Below are 16,880 nucleotides of genomic sequence, written 5' to 3'. Positions count from 1 at the left end.
TGACCCGGCGGATGGCCACCGGCTGGGGCTGAGGGAAGGGCAGGGGGACTGCATGCTCGTCAACGGAGCGGTTGTTGCGGGTAAGGGCGCGAGCGCGGCGAAGGGCTTACGGTCGGTCGAGGAGATCGAGCAGATCCGGGTGATCCTGCAGAGCCGGTTCGAGGAGCTCAACACCGAGTACGAAGAGGCCGTCGCCCAGAACACCCGGCTTCGGCTGGTCGAGATCGGCGACGCGGCCGGCGACGATCAGGCCGACAGCGGATCGAAGACGGCGGAGCGCGATGCCGCGACCTCGCTGTTGCGGACGCTGCTGGACCGGCGGACCCAGGCGGAGCACGCGCTGCACCGGCTGGACGAGGGGACGTACGGGAACTGCGAGGGCTGCTCGAACCCGATTCCGGTCGAGCGCCTGGAGGTGTTCCCCTCGGCCACCACGTGCGTCAACTGCAAGCAGGTGCGCGAGCGCCGCGCCAGCTGACCGGTCGTCCGGGCCCGTCCGCGCGGCGGGCCCGGGATTCGCCGAATCCGCCGACGTCATTTCCGACAATGGTGGCCGTCATCACGCGCGCGCAATTCCGCACCGATTACCGGCGCGGCCGGACCCGCGGAACCCGGCTGATCCGCCGATCGCGGCGCGCCGCCTCGGCCGCCATCACACATGCGTCGATCACGGCGGCGCCACCCGGATCGTTGTTGAAGAACACAAAGAATTCCGGTCCGTCGCAGCGGTCCAGCCACGACCTCAGCGCCGCCCGGCCGTAACGGGGCCAGGGTTTCGCGGCTCCTTCATGAAGCCGTAGATATCCGAAATCCGCGGTGCGCCAGAGCGGGGTGACCGGCCGCCCGCGCCGGTCGGCCCAGCAGAGCGCCGCACCGCGCCGTCGCAGCAGGCGCTCGCAGTCGGGCGTGAACCAACTGTCGTGCCGCGGCTCCACCGCTACCCGGACCTCACCGGGGAAACGGGCCAGCGTCTCGTCCAGGGCGCCGAGATCGGCCCGCAGGGTCGGTGGCAGCTGCAGCAGCACCGGGCCCAGCCGGTCGCCGAGCCCCGACGCCCGGTCCAGGAAACGGGCCACCGGCTCGGCCGGCTCGCGCAGCCGCTTCACGTGCGTCAGGAAGCGGCTCATCTTGACCGCGACCCGGAAACCGTCCGGCGTCCGCTCCCGCCACCGCTCGAACGTCGTCCGCTCCGGCAGCCGGTAGAACGCGTTGTTCACCTCGACGGTCGCGAACGCCTCCGCGTAGTGCTCCAGCCACGCCCGCTGCGGCAGCCCGGCGGGATACAGGAACCCGGCGCCGTCGGCCCCCTTCTCCGGCCGCCAGTCGCGGTACTGCCATCCCGAGGTCCCGATCCACAGCATGCCGTCCCCATACCCGGGTAACTTCCGTCTCATGACGGAGACACCCGACGAACAGCGGACCGACGAGCCGGAGGAGCCGTCCGGCGACTACGAGTACGACGAAGCACACGGCGGCGGCGACAGCGGGCCCGACGTGCCGGCCGCCCTCCGCGAGGAGGCGCAGCGGCGGGTCAGCCTGGCTGGGCGAACCGCACCGCGCTGAACAGCAGCCCGGCCGTCAGCAGGCCGGTGCCGAGGACCGTCACCACGGCGGCCGTGTCCAGGCTGGTCTCACGGCGGTCGGCGATGAGTTTCGCCGTCACCACGGCCAGGACCGGGCAACAGAGCAGCACCAGCAGCGCCACCACCGGGGCGGCCTGCTGCCACTCGCCGCCGGCAGCCTCGCCGGTCCGGGTGACCAGCAGGTTGCCGGTCACCCCGAGCAGGCCGCCGGCCAGCCCCAGCAGTACGAAGACCAGCTTGGTGCCGAAGGTGATCGGCCGGGCCGGAGGCGTGTACTTGACCCGGCTCTCCACCTCGTCCAGATAGTCCGCCGCGTCCCGGTCACCGCGCTGCCGGGGGATGCTGGCCGGCGGCAGGGTACGCCCGAACCGCTCGGCGGCCGGCCCGATCCGGTGCACGAACTCCGACCACAGCCCGGCCGCGCGGGCATCCACGTGCTCCAGGTCGCGCCGGGCCCGGCGGACCGCCAGCTCGGCGTCCTCCAGTTGGCCGGCGGCCTCCCGGACCGCGGTGTCGGCGGCGGCCCGGCGCTCGGTGTGCCAGCGGTGCGCCTCGTCGCGCAGGGTGGCCGCGCGCTCGTCCAGGGTGGTGAGGCGGCGCAGCACCGTCCGGTAGTCCGCCCGCTCGAAGTCCGCCGGCTCCAGCTCGCTCATGGCGCCACCTCCGCCTCGGTCATGCGTTTCCGTAGGGGATGAGCACCTCGGCGCCGCGATGGACCGAGCGGTCGAAGTGCAGGGCGCGCCACGGGCGTGGGTACCAGTTCGGCGCGCCCGTCCCCGGGTAGTAAGGCGACAGCTCGCTGCCGTGCACGTCCAGGGCCACCCAGGAGCCGATCGCGTCGGTCCGGGCGGCGTGCCCACCGAGACTGTCCCGCAGCAACCCGGCCCCGCGCCACCAGCCCAGCACGTGCAGCCGCCGCTCCGGGCCCTGCCGCAGCACCGTGCGCAACTGGTCACCGGCGGCCTTGCCGCCGGGCAGCGCGTCGGCCGCGTAGATCAGGATGAAGTGCGGCCGGTCGGCCGGCCACGCGGCGGTCGCCTCCGCGGCGGCGTCCTCGAGCAGCCAGTCCACGTTCTCCGCGTCGTACCACCCGCAGTCCGGGATCCGCGCGTGCAGCGCCTCGGCGGCCGCCCGGGCGTCGGCGTCCAGGCAGACCACCGAGAACCGCGCGCCCTCCGGGGTGAACTGCGCGGCCAGCGAGCGGCCCGCGGTCGCCAGCACGGCACAGGCCTCGTCCACCCGGGTGCCGAGAACGGCCAGGTTCCGGCCGGGGGCACGGCGCAGCACGGTACGAGCGGAGCGTGCCGTCACGTCGATGGTCTCGCCGAGCAGGGCGATCGGCGCGGCCGGCGACGCGGCGGCCCGCAGCCCGCGGAAGTCCGGGCTGTCGGCGAGTTTAGGGACCACGTCACCGTCGAACAGCCGGGGCGGCCCCATCTCGGGCGGGCGCCGCCGCCACAGCCGGTGCTGGAGCGCGGACCACTGCTCCCGGTCGCCGGCCGCCGGCACCCGGACCACCCGGTTCGCCTCGGTCGCGCCGGAGTCCGCGTTCACCACGGCGTGGTAGCGGGGCAGCGAGTCGGCCGCCGCGTTCGTCTCGGCCAGCACCCGGCGGGCCCGGGGCAGCGCGATCCGCAGACTGAACTGGGCCACCAGCGCCGGCCGGCCCCACAGCGCCTCGATGCCGGACACGTCCTGGCTGGCCAGGATCAGGTGGATGCCCTGCGAGCGGCCCCGCCGGGCCAGGTCCTCCAGCAGGTCGACCGCCTCGGCGGCGACCGCGTCCCGGCCGGCCAGCAGAACCTGGAACTCGTCGACCACCGCCACGATCCGCGGCCACGACCCCTCCGGATCCTCGGCGCGCAGCTCGGCCAGGTTGGTGACCTCGTGCTGCTTGGCGGCGTCGGCCCGGCGCCGCAGCTCACCACTGAGGAACCGGAGCAGCGCCAGCCCGAACTCCCGGTCGGTGTTGACGTTCACCCCCACCAGGCGCACGTGCGGCAGCCATGTCGGGTCCCGCCGGCCCGGCGCGAACCGGGCGAACGACACCCCCTCCTTGAAGTCGAGCAGGTAGAAGGCCAGCTCACGGGGGGAGTAGCGGGCCGCCAGCGCACCCAGCCAGGCGTAGATGAAGTTGGTCTTGCCGGTGCCGGACGGTCCGGCGATCAGCGCGTGCGGCGGATAGTCGCTCAAGGTCACCAGCACCCGGGGACCCTGCGGGCTGTCGCCGAGCGGCGCGGTCAGCCCGGTGGCCGACTCCTCCCGCCATTCGTCACCGGCGCCGGGAAGCAGGCTGTCCAGCGCCACCGGGGCCGGGCCGGCGGCCACCGCCTCGGCGATCTGCCGGCAGGTCACGGTCACCAGGGCCGGCGGCGGGCCGGGATCCAGCCGGACCGGGAGCGCACCGGCGCTCCCGATCCGGGCGCCGTCACCGGGAGCGGCCGCCACCGACTCGACGTCCGGGCCCGGCTCCACGGACAGCCCCCGGATGACCAGGTGCACCCCGCACGCCGCCCCGGTACGCAACAGCCGGTCCAGCTGGGACCGCTCGTGCCGGGACAGCTCCCCACCGCCGAGCAGCACCGCCACCCGCCACGGCTCCGGGCGGCGCCTGGTGGCCCGGTGCAACTCGCGCAAGGACGAATACTCCCCGGCCAGCACCGTCTCGTTGATCCGCCGGACGTGCCCGACCAGCTCGTCGAGCAGCTTCTCCAGCCCGCCCGGCCCGACGAAAGTGAGCACCCCGGCGCTGGCCAGCGGCGCGAACCCGGCCAGGCCACCGCCCAGGCTCTCCGGGTCGTACCCGATGATCTGGACGTGTCCCGGCGGGCTGCTGCCGAGCGCCCGCAGCAGCAACCCGGCCGCCACGTCGTCACCGGCCCGCCGGTCGCCCTCGATCACGATGTGCCCGTGGTCGAGCAGCCGCACCAGGGCCGGCACCTCGGGCGGCCCGTCCTCCCCGGCCGGCCCGGTCACTGGCGGCGGCTCGCTCTCCGGCCCGGCCGGCGGCTCGGTGACCTCGCCCGGCGCGCCGGCCCACGCGCCACCGGCCCAGGCATCGCCGTCGCCCGGCCCGGTGGTCCCGGGGCGCTCGGTACGGACCGGTGACGGCACCGGCGCCTCGGGCAGCATGAGGCGGCCCACCCGCAGCTCGGCGGCGGCCTCCAGCGGGGTCACCTCCCAGCTGTGCCAGGGTTCGCCGGCCGCGCCCGGCGCCGCCCGGTCGGCCGCGCCGGCCGCCGCACCGGCCAGCGCCGCCAGCTCGGTGTCGTGCCAGGCGTCGATCTCACGGATCCGCTCGTCCCGGGTCGCGGCCAGCTTCCGCCGGCGGGCCGTCGCGGCCGCGCCGACCTTGCGGTGCCGCGCCTCGGCCTCCTCCAGTGCCGCCTGCGCCCGCTGCAGCGCCACCTGCGCGGCGCCGAGCGCGTGGGACAGCCCGGCGCGGATCTCCATCACCCGGTGTTTGGTGGATTCAGCCATGACCTGCCGGCATCGTCGCAGTTACGGAAATCCGGGTGCGGCTCACCGGTCGTCCTCCGGGGCGCCGGGGCGCGACCGGGCCGGCTCCGGTGCGTCCGGGGACAGGGCGTCCGCGTCGCGGCCCAGCCGGGCCAGCAGGATCCCGGTCAGGACGCTCGCGGTCACCGCGGTGTCGGCCGGGTGGCCCGGCGGCCGGTCGCCGCGCTTCTCCTGCTGCTCCTTGACCGGCACCCGGCAGATGCGGTCCAGCAGGGTCTCCAGCACACCCGGCTCGGTGCCCGGCAGCAGCGCCCGGACCCGGCCCTCCGCGGCCGTCCGCAGGCGGGGCACGTCCTCCGGGCGGGGATCGTGGCCGAGCAGGTCGCCGGCCAGCCGGTGCAGCACCGGGGGAGTGACCGCGGACAGGCCCAGGCCGGTCGACGCGTTCACCGCGTGCAGCTCGCGCCCGAGCCTGGCCCGGTCGCCGGAGCGCACCCCGGCGGCGATCCGGCGCAGCAGCTCGGCGGAGTCCGGGGGCTCGCCGGACCCGGAGCGCTCGCCGGGCGGCTGCTCGCCGGTGAGCTCGGCGACCCGCCGCTGCCACCACGGGCCCAGCGTCTCGACCCGCTCGGCCTCGATCCGCTCCGGGCGGGGGCGCTCCTCCTCGCGGCGCAGGCCCTCGCGCCACTCCTGGCCGGCCGGGGCGCCGGGCACACCGGTCAGGCCGAGGACCGCGAGGTAGCGGTCGAGGGCCTCCTGGGCGCCCCGCAGGGCGGCGGCCGCGTTCTCCACGTGTTCGGTGGCGTGGCCCAGCCGGGCCACGCCGATGTCCTGACTGGACTCCTCCTGGACCCAGCGGATCAGCTCGGTGGCGGCGCGCAGCTTCTCCATCGCCGCCGTCACCAGCCCCATCGGCAGGTCGTCGGAGGTTGCCCGGAGCTGGGCGCCGAGTTCCTGGAGCAGCGACATCGCGTCAGAGGCTCGCCGTGTAGGTGTGCGCCTGCTCGACCGCCGCGACGGTGGCGTTGAACCCGTCCTCCAGCTGCTGCTCGGCGTGCGAGAGCGAGGCGTGGGCGGCGCCGACCGCGTCGTTGGCGCTGCCGTCGAGGGCGGCGGCCAGGCTCTGCTGGGCCTCGCCGAGCTTCTCCTTCGCTGCCTGAATCGCCTGTTGCCCCTCGGTGACCTGCTGAAGCGCGGCCTCCACGGCAGCTCTGAGTTCGGCGACACTGGCCACCCGGGCAGCCTCCTGTGCGGGTTTCACGACTTGCGGTCCCAGCCTACCGCCCGGTTCCGGCCCGGCTGTCCTCGGTCGCCCGGATTTGGCAGACCGTGCCAGGCGCGGCACGGCGCCGGGTTCCCCCGGCACGGCCGAAGATCGCGCAGGTGGGATCGTATCGAACGAAGATCCACAGTGGAGGCAGGGGGCCCGGTGCTCCGGATCGGCGGTGGCCCGACACCCGCCCCCCCGGGTGACCGACACGCCCTCGACCGGGGGTCGGCCGCAGAGCCGTGGAGAGCGTCAGCGGGGGACCGAGGAGGGGCCGCGGACCTCGGCGCCCAGGGCGGTGACCCGGGCACGGAGTCCACGGTCGGCGGTCACGACGATGGTGCGCCTGGTGGCGGCGCTCACCCGTACCAGATCAACGATCTTGTCGTCGCCGGAGCCGGAGGCGCGCTCGACGCGCACACCGCCCGGAGCCCGCGCGATGTCCCTGGCCCGGCCCTCGACCACCAGGACCACCTCGACGGGGGCCGGGACGTCCGGAAGGCCGGCGGCGGGCACCGCGGCCAGGCGGTCACGGAGCCGCTCGGCCGCGCCCGCCCGGTCGCGCCACCAGCCGTCCGGAACCGAGCCGACGACGTTGGCGCCGTCGACGACCACCAGCGGGACATCGGGGTCGCGAGAATCGGGCGCCAAGAACTCCGGGGTCAGGGAGGGTGGATCGGAGGGGACGACCATGAAGTTGAGCCTACTGGAGTCAAGTTTTCGCGTGATCTAGCGGCGTGAGTTTGCCGCCCGGGCGGCCGGGTAGCCCACTGCGGGGACCCAGGCCCGAGGTATCAGGAGAAGAGAGACAGATGAGCATCGGATCGTTCGGGCCGGCTGGGCCCGGCCAGTGGGACGACCTGTTCGCGCGCTTCCTCGGCCCGGCCGAGCCGCGCCGGTCGGCGCAGCGTTTCGACATCGCGCGTTACATGAGCAACGACGCCCGGCAGGTGCTCGCCGATGCGGCACGCCGTGCCGCCGAGCTGGCCGGTGCCGGCCGTCCGGCCGACCTGGACACCGATCACCTGCTCTGGGCGGTGCTCCAGCAGGAGCCGATGAAGCAGACCGTACGGCGGGCCGGCGCCGACCCGGATCGGCTCCTCGCCGAGATGGGCCGCTCGGTGGACACGGCCGGCGACCTACCGGAGAGCATCGCGCTGACCCCGGCCGCCAAGCGGGCGCTGCTGGACAGCCTGCAGATCTCCCGGGCGGTCGGCGCCTCCTACATCGGCCCGGAGCACATCCTGATGGCGCTCGGGCTGAACACCGACTCCACGGCCGGCCGGCTGCTGGCCGGGCGGATCGTCGACCCGCGCACCATCCCGCACCACAGCGAGCTGCCGAAGCCGTCCGGCGTCACCCACGCCCCGGCCGCCCCCACGCCCACGCTGGAACAGTTCGGCCTGGATCTGACCGAGTCGGCGCGGCGCGGCGAGATCGACCCGGTGATCGGGCGGGCCGAGGAGATCGAGCAGGCCGTCGAGATCCTGTCCCGGCGTACCAAGAACAACCCGGTGCTGATCGGTGAGGCCGGCGTCGGCAAGACCGCGATCGTCGAGGGCCTGGCCCAGCGGATCGTCGACGGCGAGGTGCCGCTCACCCTCCAGGACAAGCGGGTCGTCCAGCTCGACCTGGCCGGCCTGGTGGCGGGCACCAAGTACCGCGGCGACTTCGAGGAGCGCCTGAAGAAGGTCATCGACGAGATCCAGGCCTCCGGCGACAGCCTGATCGTCTTCCTGGACGAGATCCACACCCTGGTCGGGGTGGGCGGTGGCGGCGAGGGCGGCGGCATGGACGCCAGCAACATGCTCAAGCCGGCGCTGGCCCGCGGGCGGCTGCGGGTGATCGGCGCGACCACGCTCGACGAGTACCGCAAGAACATCGAGAAGGACGCGGCCCTGGCCCGCCGCTTCCAGCCGGTGCTGGTGGGCGAGCCCAGCGTCGAGGACACCGTGGCGATCCTGCGCGGCCTGCGGGACAACTACGAGGCCCACCACCAGGTCCGGATCACCGACGAGGCGCTGGACGCCGCGGCCGTGCTCTCCGACCGGTACATCACCGACCGGTTCCTGCCGGACAAGGCGATCGACCTGATCGACCAGGCCGGCGCGCGGGTCCGGCTGCGCACCAAGACGCCGGACGCCGACCACCGTGAGCTGGAGCGCCGGCTGGAGCAGTTGTCCCGGGACCGGGACCAGGCGGTCGCCGCCGAGCACTACGAGCAGGCCTCCGGGCTGCGCGACCAGATCAACTCGCTGAGAGCGAAGCTGGCCGGCGATGGCGCGGGCACCGCCGGGGTGCCGCGGGTGACGCCGGACGAGATCGCCGAGGTGGTGTCTCGGTCCACCGGTATCCCGGTGGCCCAGCTCACCGAGGTCGAGCGGGACCGCCTGCTCCGCCTCGAACAGCACCTGCACGGGCACGTCGTCGGCCAGGACGAGGCGGTCAGCGCGGTCGCCGAGGCGGTCCGCCGGTCGCGGGCCGGACTGGGCGACCCGGGCCGTCCGGTCGGCAGCTTCCTGTTCCTCGGCCCGACCGGCGTCGGCAAGACCGAGCTGGCCCGGTCACTGGCCGAGGCGCTGTTCGGCGAGCCGGACCGGATGATCCGGCTGGACATGAGCGAGTTCCAGGAGCGGCACACGGTGTCGCGGCTGGTCGGGGCGCCGCCCGGGTACGTCGGCTACGACGAGGCGGGACAGCTCACCGAGGCGGTCCGGCGGCGGCCCTACAGCGTGGTGCTGCTGGACGAGATCGAGAAGGCGCACCCGGACGTCTTCAACATCCTGCTCCAGGTGCTCGACGACGGGCGGCTCACCGACAGCCAGGGGCGGACGGTCAGCTTCAAGAACACCGTCCTGATCATGACCAGCAACCTGGGCGCCGACCTGATCAACGGCAGCACCCGCAGCGTCGGCTTCGGCGGCGCGGAGACCGGCCGCTCCCCCGACCAGGAGCTGAGCGAGCGGCTCGACCGGCGGCTCAAGGAGCAGCTGCGGCCCGAGTTCATCAACCGGATCGACGAGATCATCATCTTCCGGCAGCTGGACGACGACCAGCTGCACCGGATCACCGAGATGCTGCTCGAGGGGACCCGGCGCCGCCTGCACGACCAGGACGTCGCCATGGACATCACCCCGGCGGCGGTGGACTGGCTGGCCGAGCGGGGCTTCCAGCCCGAGTTCGGAGCCCGGCCGCTGCGCCGGACCATCCAGCGTGAGCTGGACAACCGGCTGTCGAAGATGCTGCTCGCGGCGGATCTCGCCCCCGGCCGGACGGTCCGGGTGGACGCCCGCGACGGTTCGCTCACCTTCGATGTCGCGCTGACCGCCGCGGTCTGATCCCGGTGGCGACGGGCGCCCTCACGCCAGGGCGCCCGTCCGCGTCACGCCGCGGCCAGCTGGCTGCTGCCGCCGCCCAGATGGGTCTGGGTGCGGATCCACTCCATGTAGTTCTCGTTGCGGGCCAGGATCTCCTGGTACGCCTCCTGCGCGTGGCCCATCAGGTTGGGCGCGCTGCGGGCGGCCTGCGAGTCCGGGTGCCAGCCGAGGATCATCCGCCAGCGCAGCGGCGCTCCCATCAGCGGCCGGCTGACCAGCCCGGCCGGCGCGCGGAAGGTGGGCTGGCAGAGCCCGATCGCGGAGCCCAGCTCCACCATGTCGACGCAGTTGCGGACGTCCGACTCCAGCACCCGGCGCGGGGCGAAGCCGGCCCGGGCGCAGGCCGCGGCGAAACAGTCGGCGAAGCAGCCGTCCCCGGCGCTGGCCACCCAGTGCTCATCGGCCAGGTCGGCCAGGTCGACCTCCATGTTCTTGGCCTGTGGGTGGTCCTCCGGCATCAGCACGCAGACCGCGTCGATGCCGATCGTCTCCCAGACCAGCCCGTACTCCGCCGAGGGGATGGCGTCGCCGCAGACACCCACCTGCGCGTAGTCCAGCTTGCCGGCGAGCACCATGCTCGACAGCTCGGAGATGTAGTAGGACGCGTGGGTGGAGATCTGCGCCTCCGGCTGGGTCGCCGACAGGCGGTGCACCAGGTGTGCCACGACCGGGCCGCTGATGGCGCCGATGCGGTACCTGCTCATCGTGTCGTGCCCACCGCCGGCGGCCAGCCGGGCCGCCTCGTCCTGCAGGCCCTTCATCGCTGGCAGCAACACCCTGGCGCGGGACAGCACCAGCTCTCCCAGGGCCGTGGGGCGTGCGCCCCGGCGGTCACGATCGAACAGCGGGCCACCCAGAGTGCGCTCGATCCGCTGGAGTTGGGCGGTGAGTGCAGGCTGGGCAAGGCCGAGTTGTGACGCGGCCTTGGTCACGCTGCCGGTCTCCGCGATGGCGCAGACCACCTTCAGATGCCGCAGCTCGAGGTTCATAGCGTGACGTTAGGACTAGAACGGGAGGGAATGCTAGTCCGGGAAGCGTGGAATGATCGGCGACCTGTGACAAACGTATGAACGAACAGGACAGACGGTTCTTACCGCCTGTAATCCATTTATCGTCACAGATCGCTCATGTAGGTGGCACGTGCGGTGACCGCGTCCCGCAATTTGTCCACCACGCCCACGATCGGGTCGACCACCTTGTTCCACGGCGGTGACGACGGCGTGGCCGGGTGCGGGCGGGTCGGCGCCGCCTCCTCGGCCGTCTCGAACCGGTTGCCGAGCCGGATCAGATCCTCGGCCGAGACCATCTGCTCCAGCAGCGGCAGCAACTCCCCGGCGTCGGCCGCCACGTGCCGCTCGATCGCGGGGCCGAACTCGCCCACGTCGCCCTCGCTCAGCAACCGCAGCAGCTGCTCGTCCTCGGCCAGCTCCCGGTCGGCGATCTGGTCACCGCCGGGCACCGCGGTCCGGACCGCCGGGTAGAGATACTGCTCCTCGGCGCTCAGGTGCCGGGACACGATGGCGATCAGCACGTCGGCGAGCCGCCGGTCGGCGGGCGCCGTCCTCAGCCGCTCGGTCAGGGCGAGGATCCGCCGGTGCTGCTCGCCGACCACGTCGACGATGCTGCGCCCGGAGGTCTCGCCGCCGGTCGGCGGCAGCGGGAAAAGATTCACGTCAGACACGCCCGTCCCGATACCCTTCCCGGATCTCCGCCTAAACACCCCATCCGACCGCCCCGCCCGCCACCCGAAGATCGGACTGAAGGCTCTTTACACTCGGCTGGTAAGAAGGGCGGATGGACACCACCGCCGAGAGCGAGGTCACCGGGCTCTGCCGTGACCTGCTGCGCATCGACACCACCAACACCGGCGACCAGCGGACCACCGTGGGGGAGCGGGCCGCCGCCGAGTACGTCGCGGAGAAGCTCGGCGAGGTCGGGATCGAGTCTCGGCTGCTGGAGTCCGCGCCGAAACGGGCCAACCTGATCGCCCGGATACCCGGCGCCGACCCGTCCCGGGGCGCGCTGCTCGTCCACGGGCACCTCGACGTCGTCCCGGCCGACGCGAGCGAGTGGTCGGTCCCGCCGTTCTCGGGCGAGGAGAAGGACGGCTACCTGTGGGGCCGCGGGGCGGTCGACATGAAGGACTTCGACGCCATGGTGCTGTCCGTCGTCCGCGAGTGGAAGCGCACCGGCTACGTCCCGCCACGCGACATCGTCCTGGCGTACACCGCCGACGAGGAGGCCGGCATGGAGTACGGCTCCCAGTGGCTGGTCCGCAACCACCCGGACGAGTTCGAAGGCTGCACCGAGGCGATCGGCGAGGTCGGCGGGTACTCGTACACCGTCAACGACGACCTCCGTCTCTATCTCGTGCAGACCGCCGAGAAGGGACTCGACTGGCTGCGGCTGCACGCCACCGGGCGGCCCGGCCACGGCTCCTTCATCCACGACGACAACGCGGTCACCGCGCTGGCCGAGGCCGTCGCGCGGGTCGGCCGGCACCGGTTCCCGACCATCGTCACCCCGACCGTACGGGCGTTCCTGGAGCAGGTCAGCGAAGCGTGTGAGATCGAGCTGGACCCGGACGAGCCGGAGCTCGCGGTCGCCAAGCTCGGCCCGATCGCCAACCTGATCGGCGCCACCCTGCGCAACACCGCCAACCCGACCCGCCTGGAAGCCGGCTACAAGGACAACGTCATCCCGGGCCGGGCGTCGGCCACCATCGACTGCCGGACCCTGCCGGGCCACGCCGACGCGTTCCTGCGCGAACTGCGTGACGTGATCGGGCCGGACCTGGAGATCGAGCACGTGCACCAGCAGCCGGCCGTGGAGACCTCCTTCGACGGTGCCCTGGTCGACGCCATGGGGGCCGCGCTGCGCGCCGAGGACCCGGGAGCGCGTACCGTGCCGTACCTGATGTCCGGCGGCACCGACGCCAAGGCCTTCGCCACGCTCGGCATCCGCTGCTTCGGCTTCGCGCCGCTCCGGCTGCCTCCGGATCTCAATTTCAGTGCCCTCTTCCACGGCATCGACGAGCGAGTTCCGGTGGAAGGACTAAAGTTCGGCGTGCGTGTGCTCGACCGTTTGCTCCGAAACAGCTGAAATCGGAAGGACCCCCAATTCCATGACTGACCAGAACGCCGAGCTCGACGAGGCTCTCGAGCGGGTGGTCGAGGCGGCGCGGGCGCATCTCGCGGCCGTCAAGACGGCCGCCGGCCGCATCGACGACGACGACGTCTGGCAGGCGTATGTCGATCTCAACAACGCCTCCTTCGCGTACGACGAGAAGCTGCTGGACGCCTTCGGCGAAGTCACGCCGTGGGACGTCGAGTCCATCGACCCGGACGAGGCGGACCGCCGGTTCGGTCAGCTGGCCGACTCCGCGGGCGGGCCGGGTGCCGACCCGTACCCGCAGGTCGTCTCGGTCCGGCAGCGCCGCGACTACCGGGTGCCCAGCGTCACCGCCCTGCTGCGGGTCGCCGAGGCGGCCCGGCGCAGCTCCGTCCCGGAGGACGAGGACGCGGGCCCGGTCGAGTCGGTCGGCGAGGCCGTGCTCGAGCTGCTGCAGGCCGGCGACGGGTCGCTCGCCTCGCTCGACGTGCCCGAGCTGGAGCCGCTCGACGGCCTGCTCACCGTCACCGAGGTGACCGAGCCGCTCGACCTGGAGGCCTTCGACGACGCGGACGGCAGCGGCCCGTTCGCCCCGGTCGAGGGCGACCTGCTGGTCGGCCGTCTCGACGAGCACCCGTTCCTGCCCGACGAGGACGACCACGACCACGACCACGCCGGTCACAAGCACTGAGCCTGACTGCTTCGCCTCCGGCTCGCTGCGACGCGCCCGTCGGTGTCGAGGGCACCGACGGGCGCGCCGCGACTTTGGTCGCGGTCCCCGCCGGTCGGGCATCGTCATGAAGAAACCCGTTCGGCGTCTGCCGAACGGGTTTCAGTAACTGAGGCCGGGCTGCGGGGTGGGCTGGAGGCGACGGCGGAGCATCACCTTGCGCGTGCCGTCGGCGAAGAGCTGAACCCTGGCCAGCTCCCAGCCGGAGAACTCGGCCTGGATGGCGAGCTGCGCCGCCGCGGTCAGACGATCGACATTCGAAGGCAACCGTAGCGGCGCGTATTCGTAGTCCATGGCGTCTAATATGCTCCGCACCCTGACCGACGACAAGCACTGACCAGCGCTTATCCTCCAGAACAGCGACCGCCCTGGTCGATCGCGCCGGTCCCGTTCAACGGGCATCGTCAGCCGTAGTAGCTGTGGGGGTGGCTGGCGCCCTCGCGTTCGGGGTAGCCGACCTCGATCGCGGAGACGTCGTCGAGGGCGAAGGCGATCTCGGCCGGGAGGGTGAGGTGCTCGCTGCGCAGGGCGCCCTCCAACTGGCCCGCGGTGCGGGCGCCGAGGACCGGGGCGGCCACGCCCGGGCGGTCGCGGATCCAGGCCAGGGCCACCTCCAGCGGGGACACTCCCAGGCCGCTCGCCGCGGTGACCACCGCCTCGACGATGCTGGAGCTGCGTGGCTCCAGGTAGGTCTGTACGAACGGGGCCATGTGCTCGGAGGCGGCCCGCGAGTCGAGCGGGCGGCCGTTGCGGTACTTGCCGGTGAGCACCCCGCGGCCGAGCGGCGACCAGGCCAGCACGCCGAACCCGAGGGCGGCCGCGGCCGGCAGGATCTCGCGTTCGATGCCGCGCTCCAACAGTGAGTACTCCATCTGGGCGGCCACGATCGGGGCCCGGCCGGGGTGGGCGGCCTGCCAGGTGGCCGCGCGGGCGGTCTGCCAGGCGGCGAAGTTGGACACGCCGACGTAGCGGACCCGGCCGCTGGCCACCGCGTGGTCCAGCGCGGTCAAGGTCTCCTCGAACGGGGTCTGGGCGTCGTACCCGTGCACCTGCCACAGGTCGACGTAGTCGGTGCCGAGCCGGCGCAGCGACGCGTCCAGTGAGCGCAGCAGGTTGCCGCGGGAGCCGTCGCGTGGGCGGTAGCGGTGCGGGGTGAGGCCCGCCTTGGTGGCGATCACCACCTCGTCGCGGGGGACCAGGTGGTCGAGCAGCGAGCCGATCACCGACTCGGCGTCGCCGTCGCCGTACACGTCGGCGGTGTCCAGAAGCGTGCCGCCCGCCTCCAGGAAGATCTTCAGCTGATCCGCCGCGTCGTCGGGGTCGGTGTCCCGGCCCCAGGTCATGGTGCCGAGCGCGAGCCGCGAAACCGCTAGCCCGCTTCGGCCGAGCGGTCGCTGATGCATGAGTGAACCTTATTCAGACCAGCCCTTTCGCGAAATGCTCGAGGCTCAGCCGGGTGGGTCGGTTACCGGACCGAAACGGGTCGGTCCTCGGTCAGTACGCTTGCCCGAGACTCGTCAAGATCTCGGGAGGGCAGCTCGGTGCGGCTCGGACTCAGCCTCGGCTATCAGACGGCGTGGAGCACTCCCGCCGATCATCTCGCCATGGCGCGGGAGGCGGACCGGCTCGGCTACTCGGTGGTCTGGACCGCCGAGGCGTACGGTTCGGACACGGTGAGCATGCTCGGCTGGATCGCCGGCCAGACCGAGCGGATCGACCTGGGCGCGGCCGTCATGCAGATCCCGGCGCGGACCCCGGCGATGACCGCGATGACCGCCGCCACCCTGGACACCCTGTCCGGCAAGCGGTTCCGGCTGGGTCTGGGCGTCTCCGGCCCGCAGGTGTCCGAGGGCTGGCACGGTGTGCGGTTCGCCAAGCCGCTGGCCCGCACCCGGGAGTACGTGGCCATCGTCAGGCAGGCGCTGTCCCGTGAGGCGGTGTCCTACCAGGGTGAGCACTACACGCTGCCGCTGCCCGGCGGCGCCGGCAAGCCGCTGAAGCTGGGTTTCCACCCGGCGCGCACCGATATCCCGGTCTATCTGGCCGCGGTCGGCCCGAAGAACCTGGAGCTGGCCGGTGAGATCGCCGACGGCTGGCTGGGGATCTTCCTGGCCCCGGACGCGTGCGGCGACCAACTGCGGCACATCGCGGCCGGGCGGGCCAAGCGGGGCCTCGGGCTGTCCGGTTTCGACGTGGTGGCCAGCGTGCCGGTGGCGATCGGCGACGATCTGGACGCCTGCGCCGACGTGATCCGGCCGTACGCGGCTCTCTACGTCGGTGGGATGGGCAGCCGCGAGCAGAACTTCTACAACGCGCTCGCGGTCCGGCTCGGCTACGCCGACGAGGCGAAGACGGTGCAGGACCTCTACCTGAGCCGGAAGCCGGTCGAGGCGGCGGCCGCGTTGCCCCGCGAGTTCATCGAGCGCACCTCGATCATCGGCACCCGCGAGCAGGTCCGGAAACGGATCGAGGAGTACGCGGCGGCAGGTGTCGGCACGCTGTCGATCAGCCCGTACGTGGGCGGTCTGGAGAGCGGTCTGCGGACGCTGCGGATCGTGGCCGAGGCCTTCGAAGAGTCCGGCGTGGGCCGCTAGTGGCCACCGTCCTGCTGCTCCGGCACGGCCGGACCACCGCGAACGCCTCCGGGGAGCTCGCCGGGCGCCGGCCGGTCGAGCTGGACGACACCGGCCGTGCCCAGGCGTCCCGGGTGGCCGCCCGCCTGGACGGGCTGCCGCTGGCCGCGGTCGTCTCCAGCCCGCTCATCCGCTGCCGGCAGACGGTCGGGCTGGCGGTGCCGGGCGCCGAGCCGGTGCTGGACGAGGGCCTGACCGAGTGCGGATACGGCGACTGGGAGGGCCGGCCGCTCAAGGAGTTGGCCCAGGAGCCGCTCTGGCAGGTCGTCCAGCACCACCCCAGCGCGGTCGTCTTCCCGAACGGCGAGTCGATGGCCGCGATGTCGGCACGGGCGGTCGAGGCGATCCGCTCCTGGGACGCGAAGATCACCGCCGAGCACGGCGCGGACGCGGTCTGGCTGGCGTGCGGCCACGGCGATGTGATCAAGGCCATCGTGGCCGACGCGCTGGGCCTGCACCTCGACCAGTTCCAGCGGATCGTGGCCGACCCGGCGTCGATCACCGCGATCCGGTACACCGCCGGGCGGCCGTTCGTGGTGCGCCTCAACGAGACCGGTGAACTGGGCTCGCTCGTACCCCCGAAGATCGATGGGCGGGAGCGGGCCGCGGAGAGTGACGCGGCCGTGGGTGGTGGCGCCGGAGGCGGGGTCTGACGACGCTGCGTGATCGCTGTATCGTCGCAGCGTGGGCCGGTTTGCGCCCTCGGCGAACCGGGGACCT

Annotated in this window: 17 protein-coding genes; 7 read left to right on the top strand and 10 right to left on the bottom strand. The window is 73.0% G+C overall.

The window, feature by feature from the left end; all coding sequences use genetic code 11:
- Nucleotides 1–52 precede the first annotated feature (52 nt).
- A complete protein-coding gene (locus IEZ13_RS08780; RefSeq protein ID WP_183219265.1) occupies nt 53–478 on the top strand; it encodes a TraR/DksA family transcriptional regulator in 426 nt (141 codons plus the stop codon).
- 106 nt (nt 479–584) lie between these two features.
- On the opposite strand, the gene IEZ13_RS08775 is transcribed toward IEZ13_RS08780, so the two are convergent.
- The gene (locus IEZ13_RS08775; protein ID WP_229794555.1) at nt 585–1,394 is read right to left on the bottom strand and encodes a DUF72 domain-containing protein; all 810 of its coding nucleotides are present in this window, start codon (nt 1,392–1,394) and stop codon (nt 585–587) included.
- Between IEZ13_RS08775 and IEZ13_RS08770 the strand changes: the two genes are divergently transcribed.
- Nucleotides 1,393–1,563, top strand: a complete 171-nt coding sequence (locus tag IEZ13_RS08770; RefSeq protein ID WP_183219263.1) for a hypothetical protein — start codon at nt 1,393–1,395, stop codon at nt 1,561–1,563. The two genes, IEZ13_RS08775 and IEZ13_RS08770, sit on opposite strands and share 2 nt — an antisense overlap.
- Here the strand turns inward: IEZ13_RS08770 and IEZ13_RS08765 are convergent.
- The 5 genes from IEZ13_RS08765 to IEZ13_RS08745 form a co-directional block, all read right to left on the bottom strand.
- Nucleotides 1,532–2,236 (bottom strand): hypothetical protein, encoded by a 705-nt coding sequence (locus IEZ13_RS08765; RefSeq protein ID WP_183219261.1) that lies wholly within the window; start codon nt 2,234–2,236, stop codon nt 1,532–1,534. The two genes, IEZ13_RS08770 and IEZ13_RS08765, sit on opposite strands and share 32 nt — an antisense overlap.
- 19 nt (nt 2,237–2,255) lie before the next feature.
- Nucleotides 2,256–5,063, bottom strand: coding sequence for an FtsK/SpoIIIE domain-containing protein (locus IEZ13_RS08760; protein ID WP_183219259.1), 2,808 nt, complete (start codon nt 5,061–5,063; stop codon nt 2,256–2,258).
- Nucleotides 5,064–5,105: 42 nt separating this feature from the next.
- On the bottom strand, nt 5,106–6,011 hold the full coding sequence (locus IEZ13_RS08755; RefSeq protein WP_183219257.1) for a hypothetical protein: 906 nt from the start codon (nt 6,009–6,011) through the stop codon (nt 5,106–5,108).
- A 4-nt stretch (nt 6,012–6,015) separates the two neighbouring features.
- A complete protein-coding gene (locus IEZ13_RS08750; protein ID WP_183219414.1) occupies nt 6,016–6,276 on the bottom strand; it encodes a hypothetical protein in 261 nt (86 codons plus the stop codon).
- A gap of 285 nt (nt 6,277–6,561) precedes the next feature.
- On the bottom strand, nt 6,562–7,002 hold the full coding sequence (locus IEZ13_RS08745; protein ID WP_229794554.1) for a PIN domain-containing protein: 441 nt from the start codon (nt 7,000–7,002) through the stop codon (nt 6,562–6,564).
- Nucleotides 7,003–7,121: 119 nt separating this feature from the next.
- Between IEZ13_RS08745 and IEZ13_RS08740 the strand changes: the two genes are divergently transcribed.
- Complete coding sequence (locus IEZ13_RS08740) at nt 7,122–9,647, top strand: ATP-dependent Clp protease ATP-binding subunit (RefSeq protein ID WP_183219256.1); 2,526 nt, start codon at nt 7,122–7,124, stop codon at nt 9,645–9,647.
- Nucleotides 9,648–9,691: 44 nt separating this feature from the next.
- Here IEZ13_RS08740 and IEZ13_RS08735 read toward each other — a convergent pair whose 3' ends face one another.
- Both IEZ13_RS08735 and IEZ13_RS08730 read right to left on the bottom strand, forming a co-directional pair.
- Complete coding sequence (locus IEZ13_RS08735; RefSeq protein ID WP_183219255.1) at nt 9,692–10,675, bottom strand: LysR family transcriptional regulator; 984 nt, start codon at nt 10,673–10,675, stop codon at nt 9,692–9,694.
- Nucleotides 10,676–10,800: 125 nt separating this feature from the next.
- Nucleotides 10,801–11,358, bottom strand: a complete 558-nt coding sequence (locus IEZ13_RS08730) for a hemerythrin domain-containing protein (RefSeq protein WP_183219410.1) — start codon at nt 11,356–11,358, stop codon at nt 10,801–10,803.
- A gap of 122 nt (nt 11,359–11,480) precedes the next feature.
- Between IEZ13_RS08730 and IEZ13_RS08725 the strand changes: the two genes are divergently transcribed.
- Together IEZ13_RS08725 and IEZ13_RS08720 are read left to right on the top strand one after the other, a co-directional pair.
- Nucleotides 11,481–12,788 (top strand): M20/M25/M40 family metallo-hydrolase, encoded by a 1,308-nt coding sequence (locus tag IEZ13_RS08725; protein WP_183219254.1) that lies wholly within the window; start codon nt 11,481–11,483, stop codon nt 12,786–12,788.
- Between the two features lie 22 nt (nt 12,789–12,810).
- On the top strand, nt 12,811–13,488 hold the full coding sequence (locus tag IEZ13_RS08720; protein ID WP_183219253.1) for a hypothetical protein: 678 nt from the start codon (nt 12,811–12,813) through the stop codon (nt 13,486–13,488).
- A gap of 141 nt (nt 13,489–13,629) precedes the next feature.
- Here the strand turns inward: IEZ13_RS08720 and IEZ13_RS08715 are convergent, their stop codons facing one another.
- On the bottom strand, nt 13,630–13,821 hold the full coding sequence (locus IEZ13_RS08715) for a DUF5703 family protein (RefSeq protein WP_183219252.1): 192 nt from the start codon (nt 13,819–13,821) through the stop codon (nt 13,630–13,632).
- Nucleotides 13,822–13,931: 110 nt separating this feature from the next.
- The gene (locus tag IEZ13_RS08710; RefSeq protein WP_183219250.1) at nt 13,932–14,930 is read right to left on the bottom strand and encodes an aldo/keto reductase; all 999 of its coding nucleotides are present in this window, start codon (nt 14,928–14,930) and stop codon (nt 13,932–13,934) included.
- Between the two features lie 138 nt (nt 14,931–15,068).
- Here IEZ13_RS08710 and IEZ13_RS08705 point away from each other — a divergent pair, with 138 nt between their 5' ends.
- Complete coding sequence (locus IEZ13_RS08705; RefSeq protein WP_183219249.1) at nt 15,069–16,121, top strand: LLM class F420-dependent oxidoreductase; 1,053 nt, start codon at nt 15,069–15,071, stop codon at nt 16,119–16,121.
- Nucleotides 16,121–16,813 (top strand): histidine phosphatase family protein, encoded by a 693-nt coding sequence (locus IEZ13_RS08700; RefSeq protein ID WP_183219248.1) that lies wholly within the window; start codon nt 16,121–16,123, stop codon nt 16,811–16,813. The genes IEZ13_RS08705 and IEZ13_RS08700 overlap by 1 nt, the downstream gene beginning before the upstream one ends.
- Nucleotides 16,814–16,880 lie beyond the last annotated feature (67 nt).

Origin of the sequence: Actinoplanes campanulatus (genome assembly GCF_014647795.1) — a bacterium.
Classification (GTDB): domain Bacteria; phylum Actinomycetota; class Actinomycetes; order Mycobacteriales; family Micromonosporaceae; genus Actinoplanes; species Actinoplanes campanulatus.
Note: the sequence above shows the minus strand (reverse complement) of the source record. Positions and strands in the feature narration are given on the sequence as shown.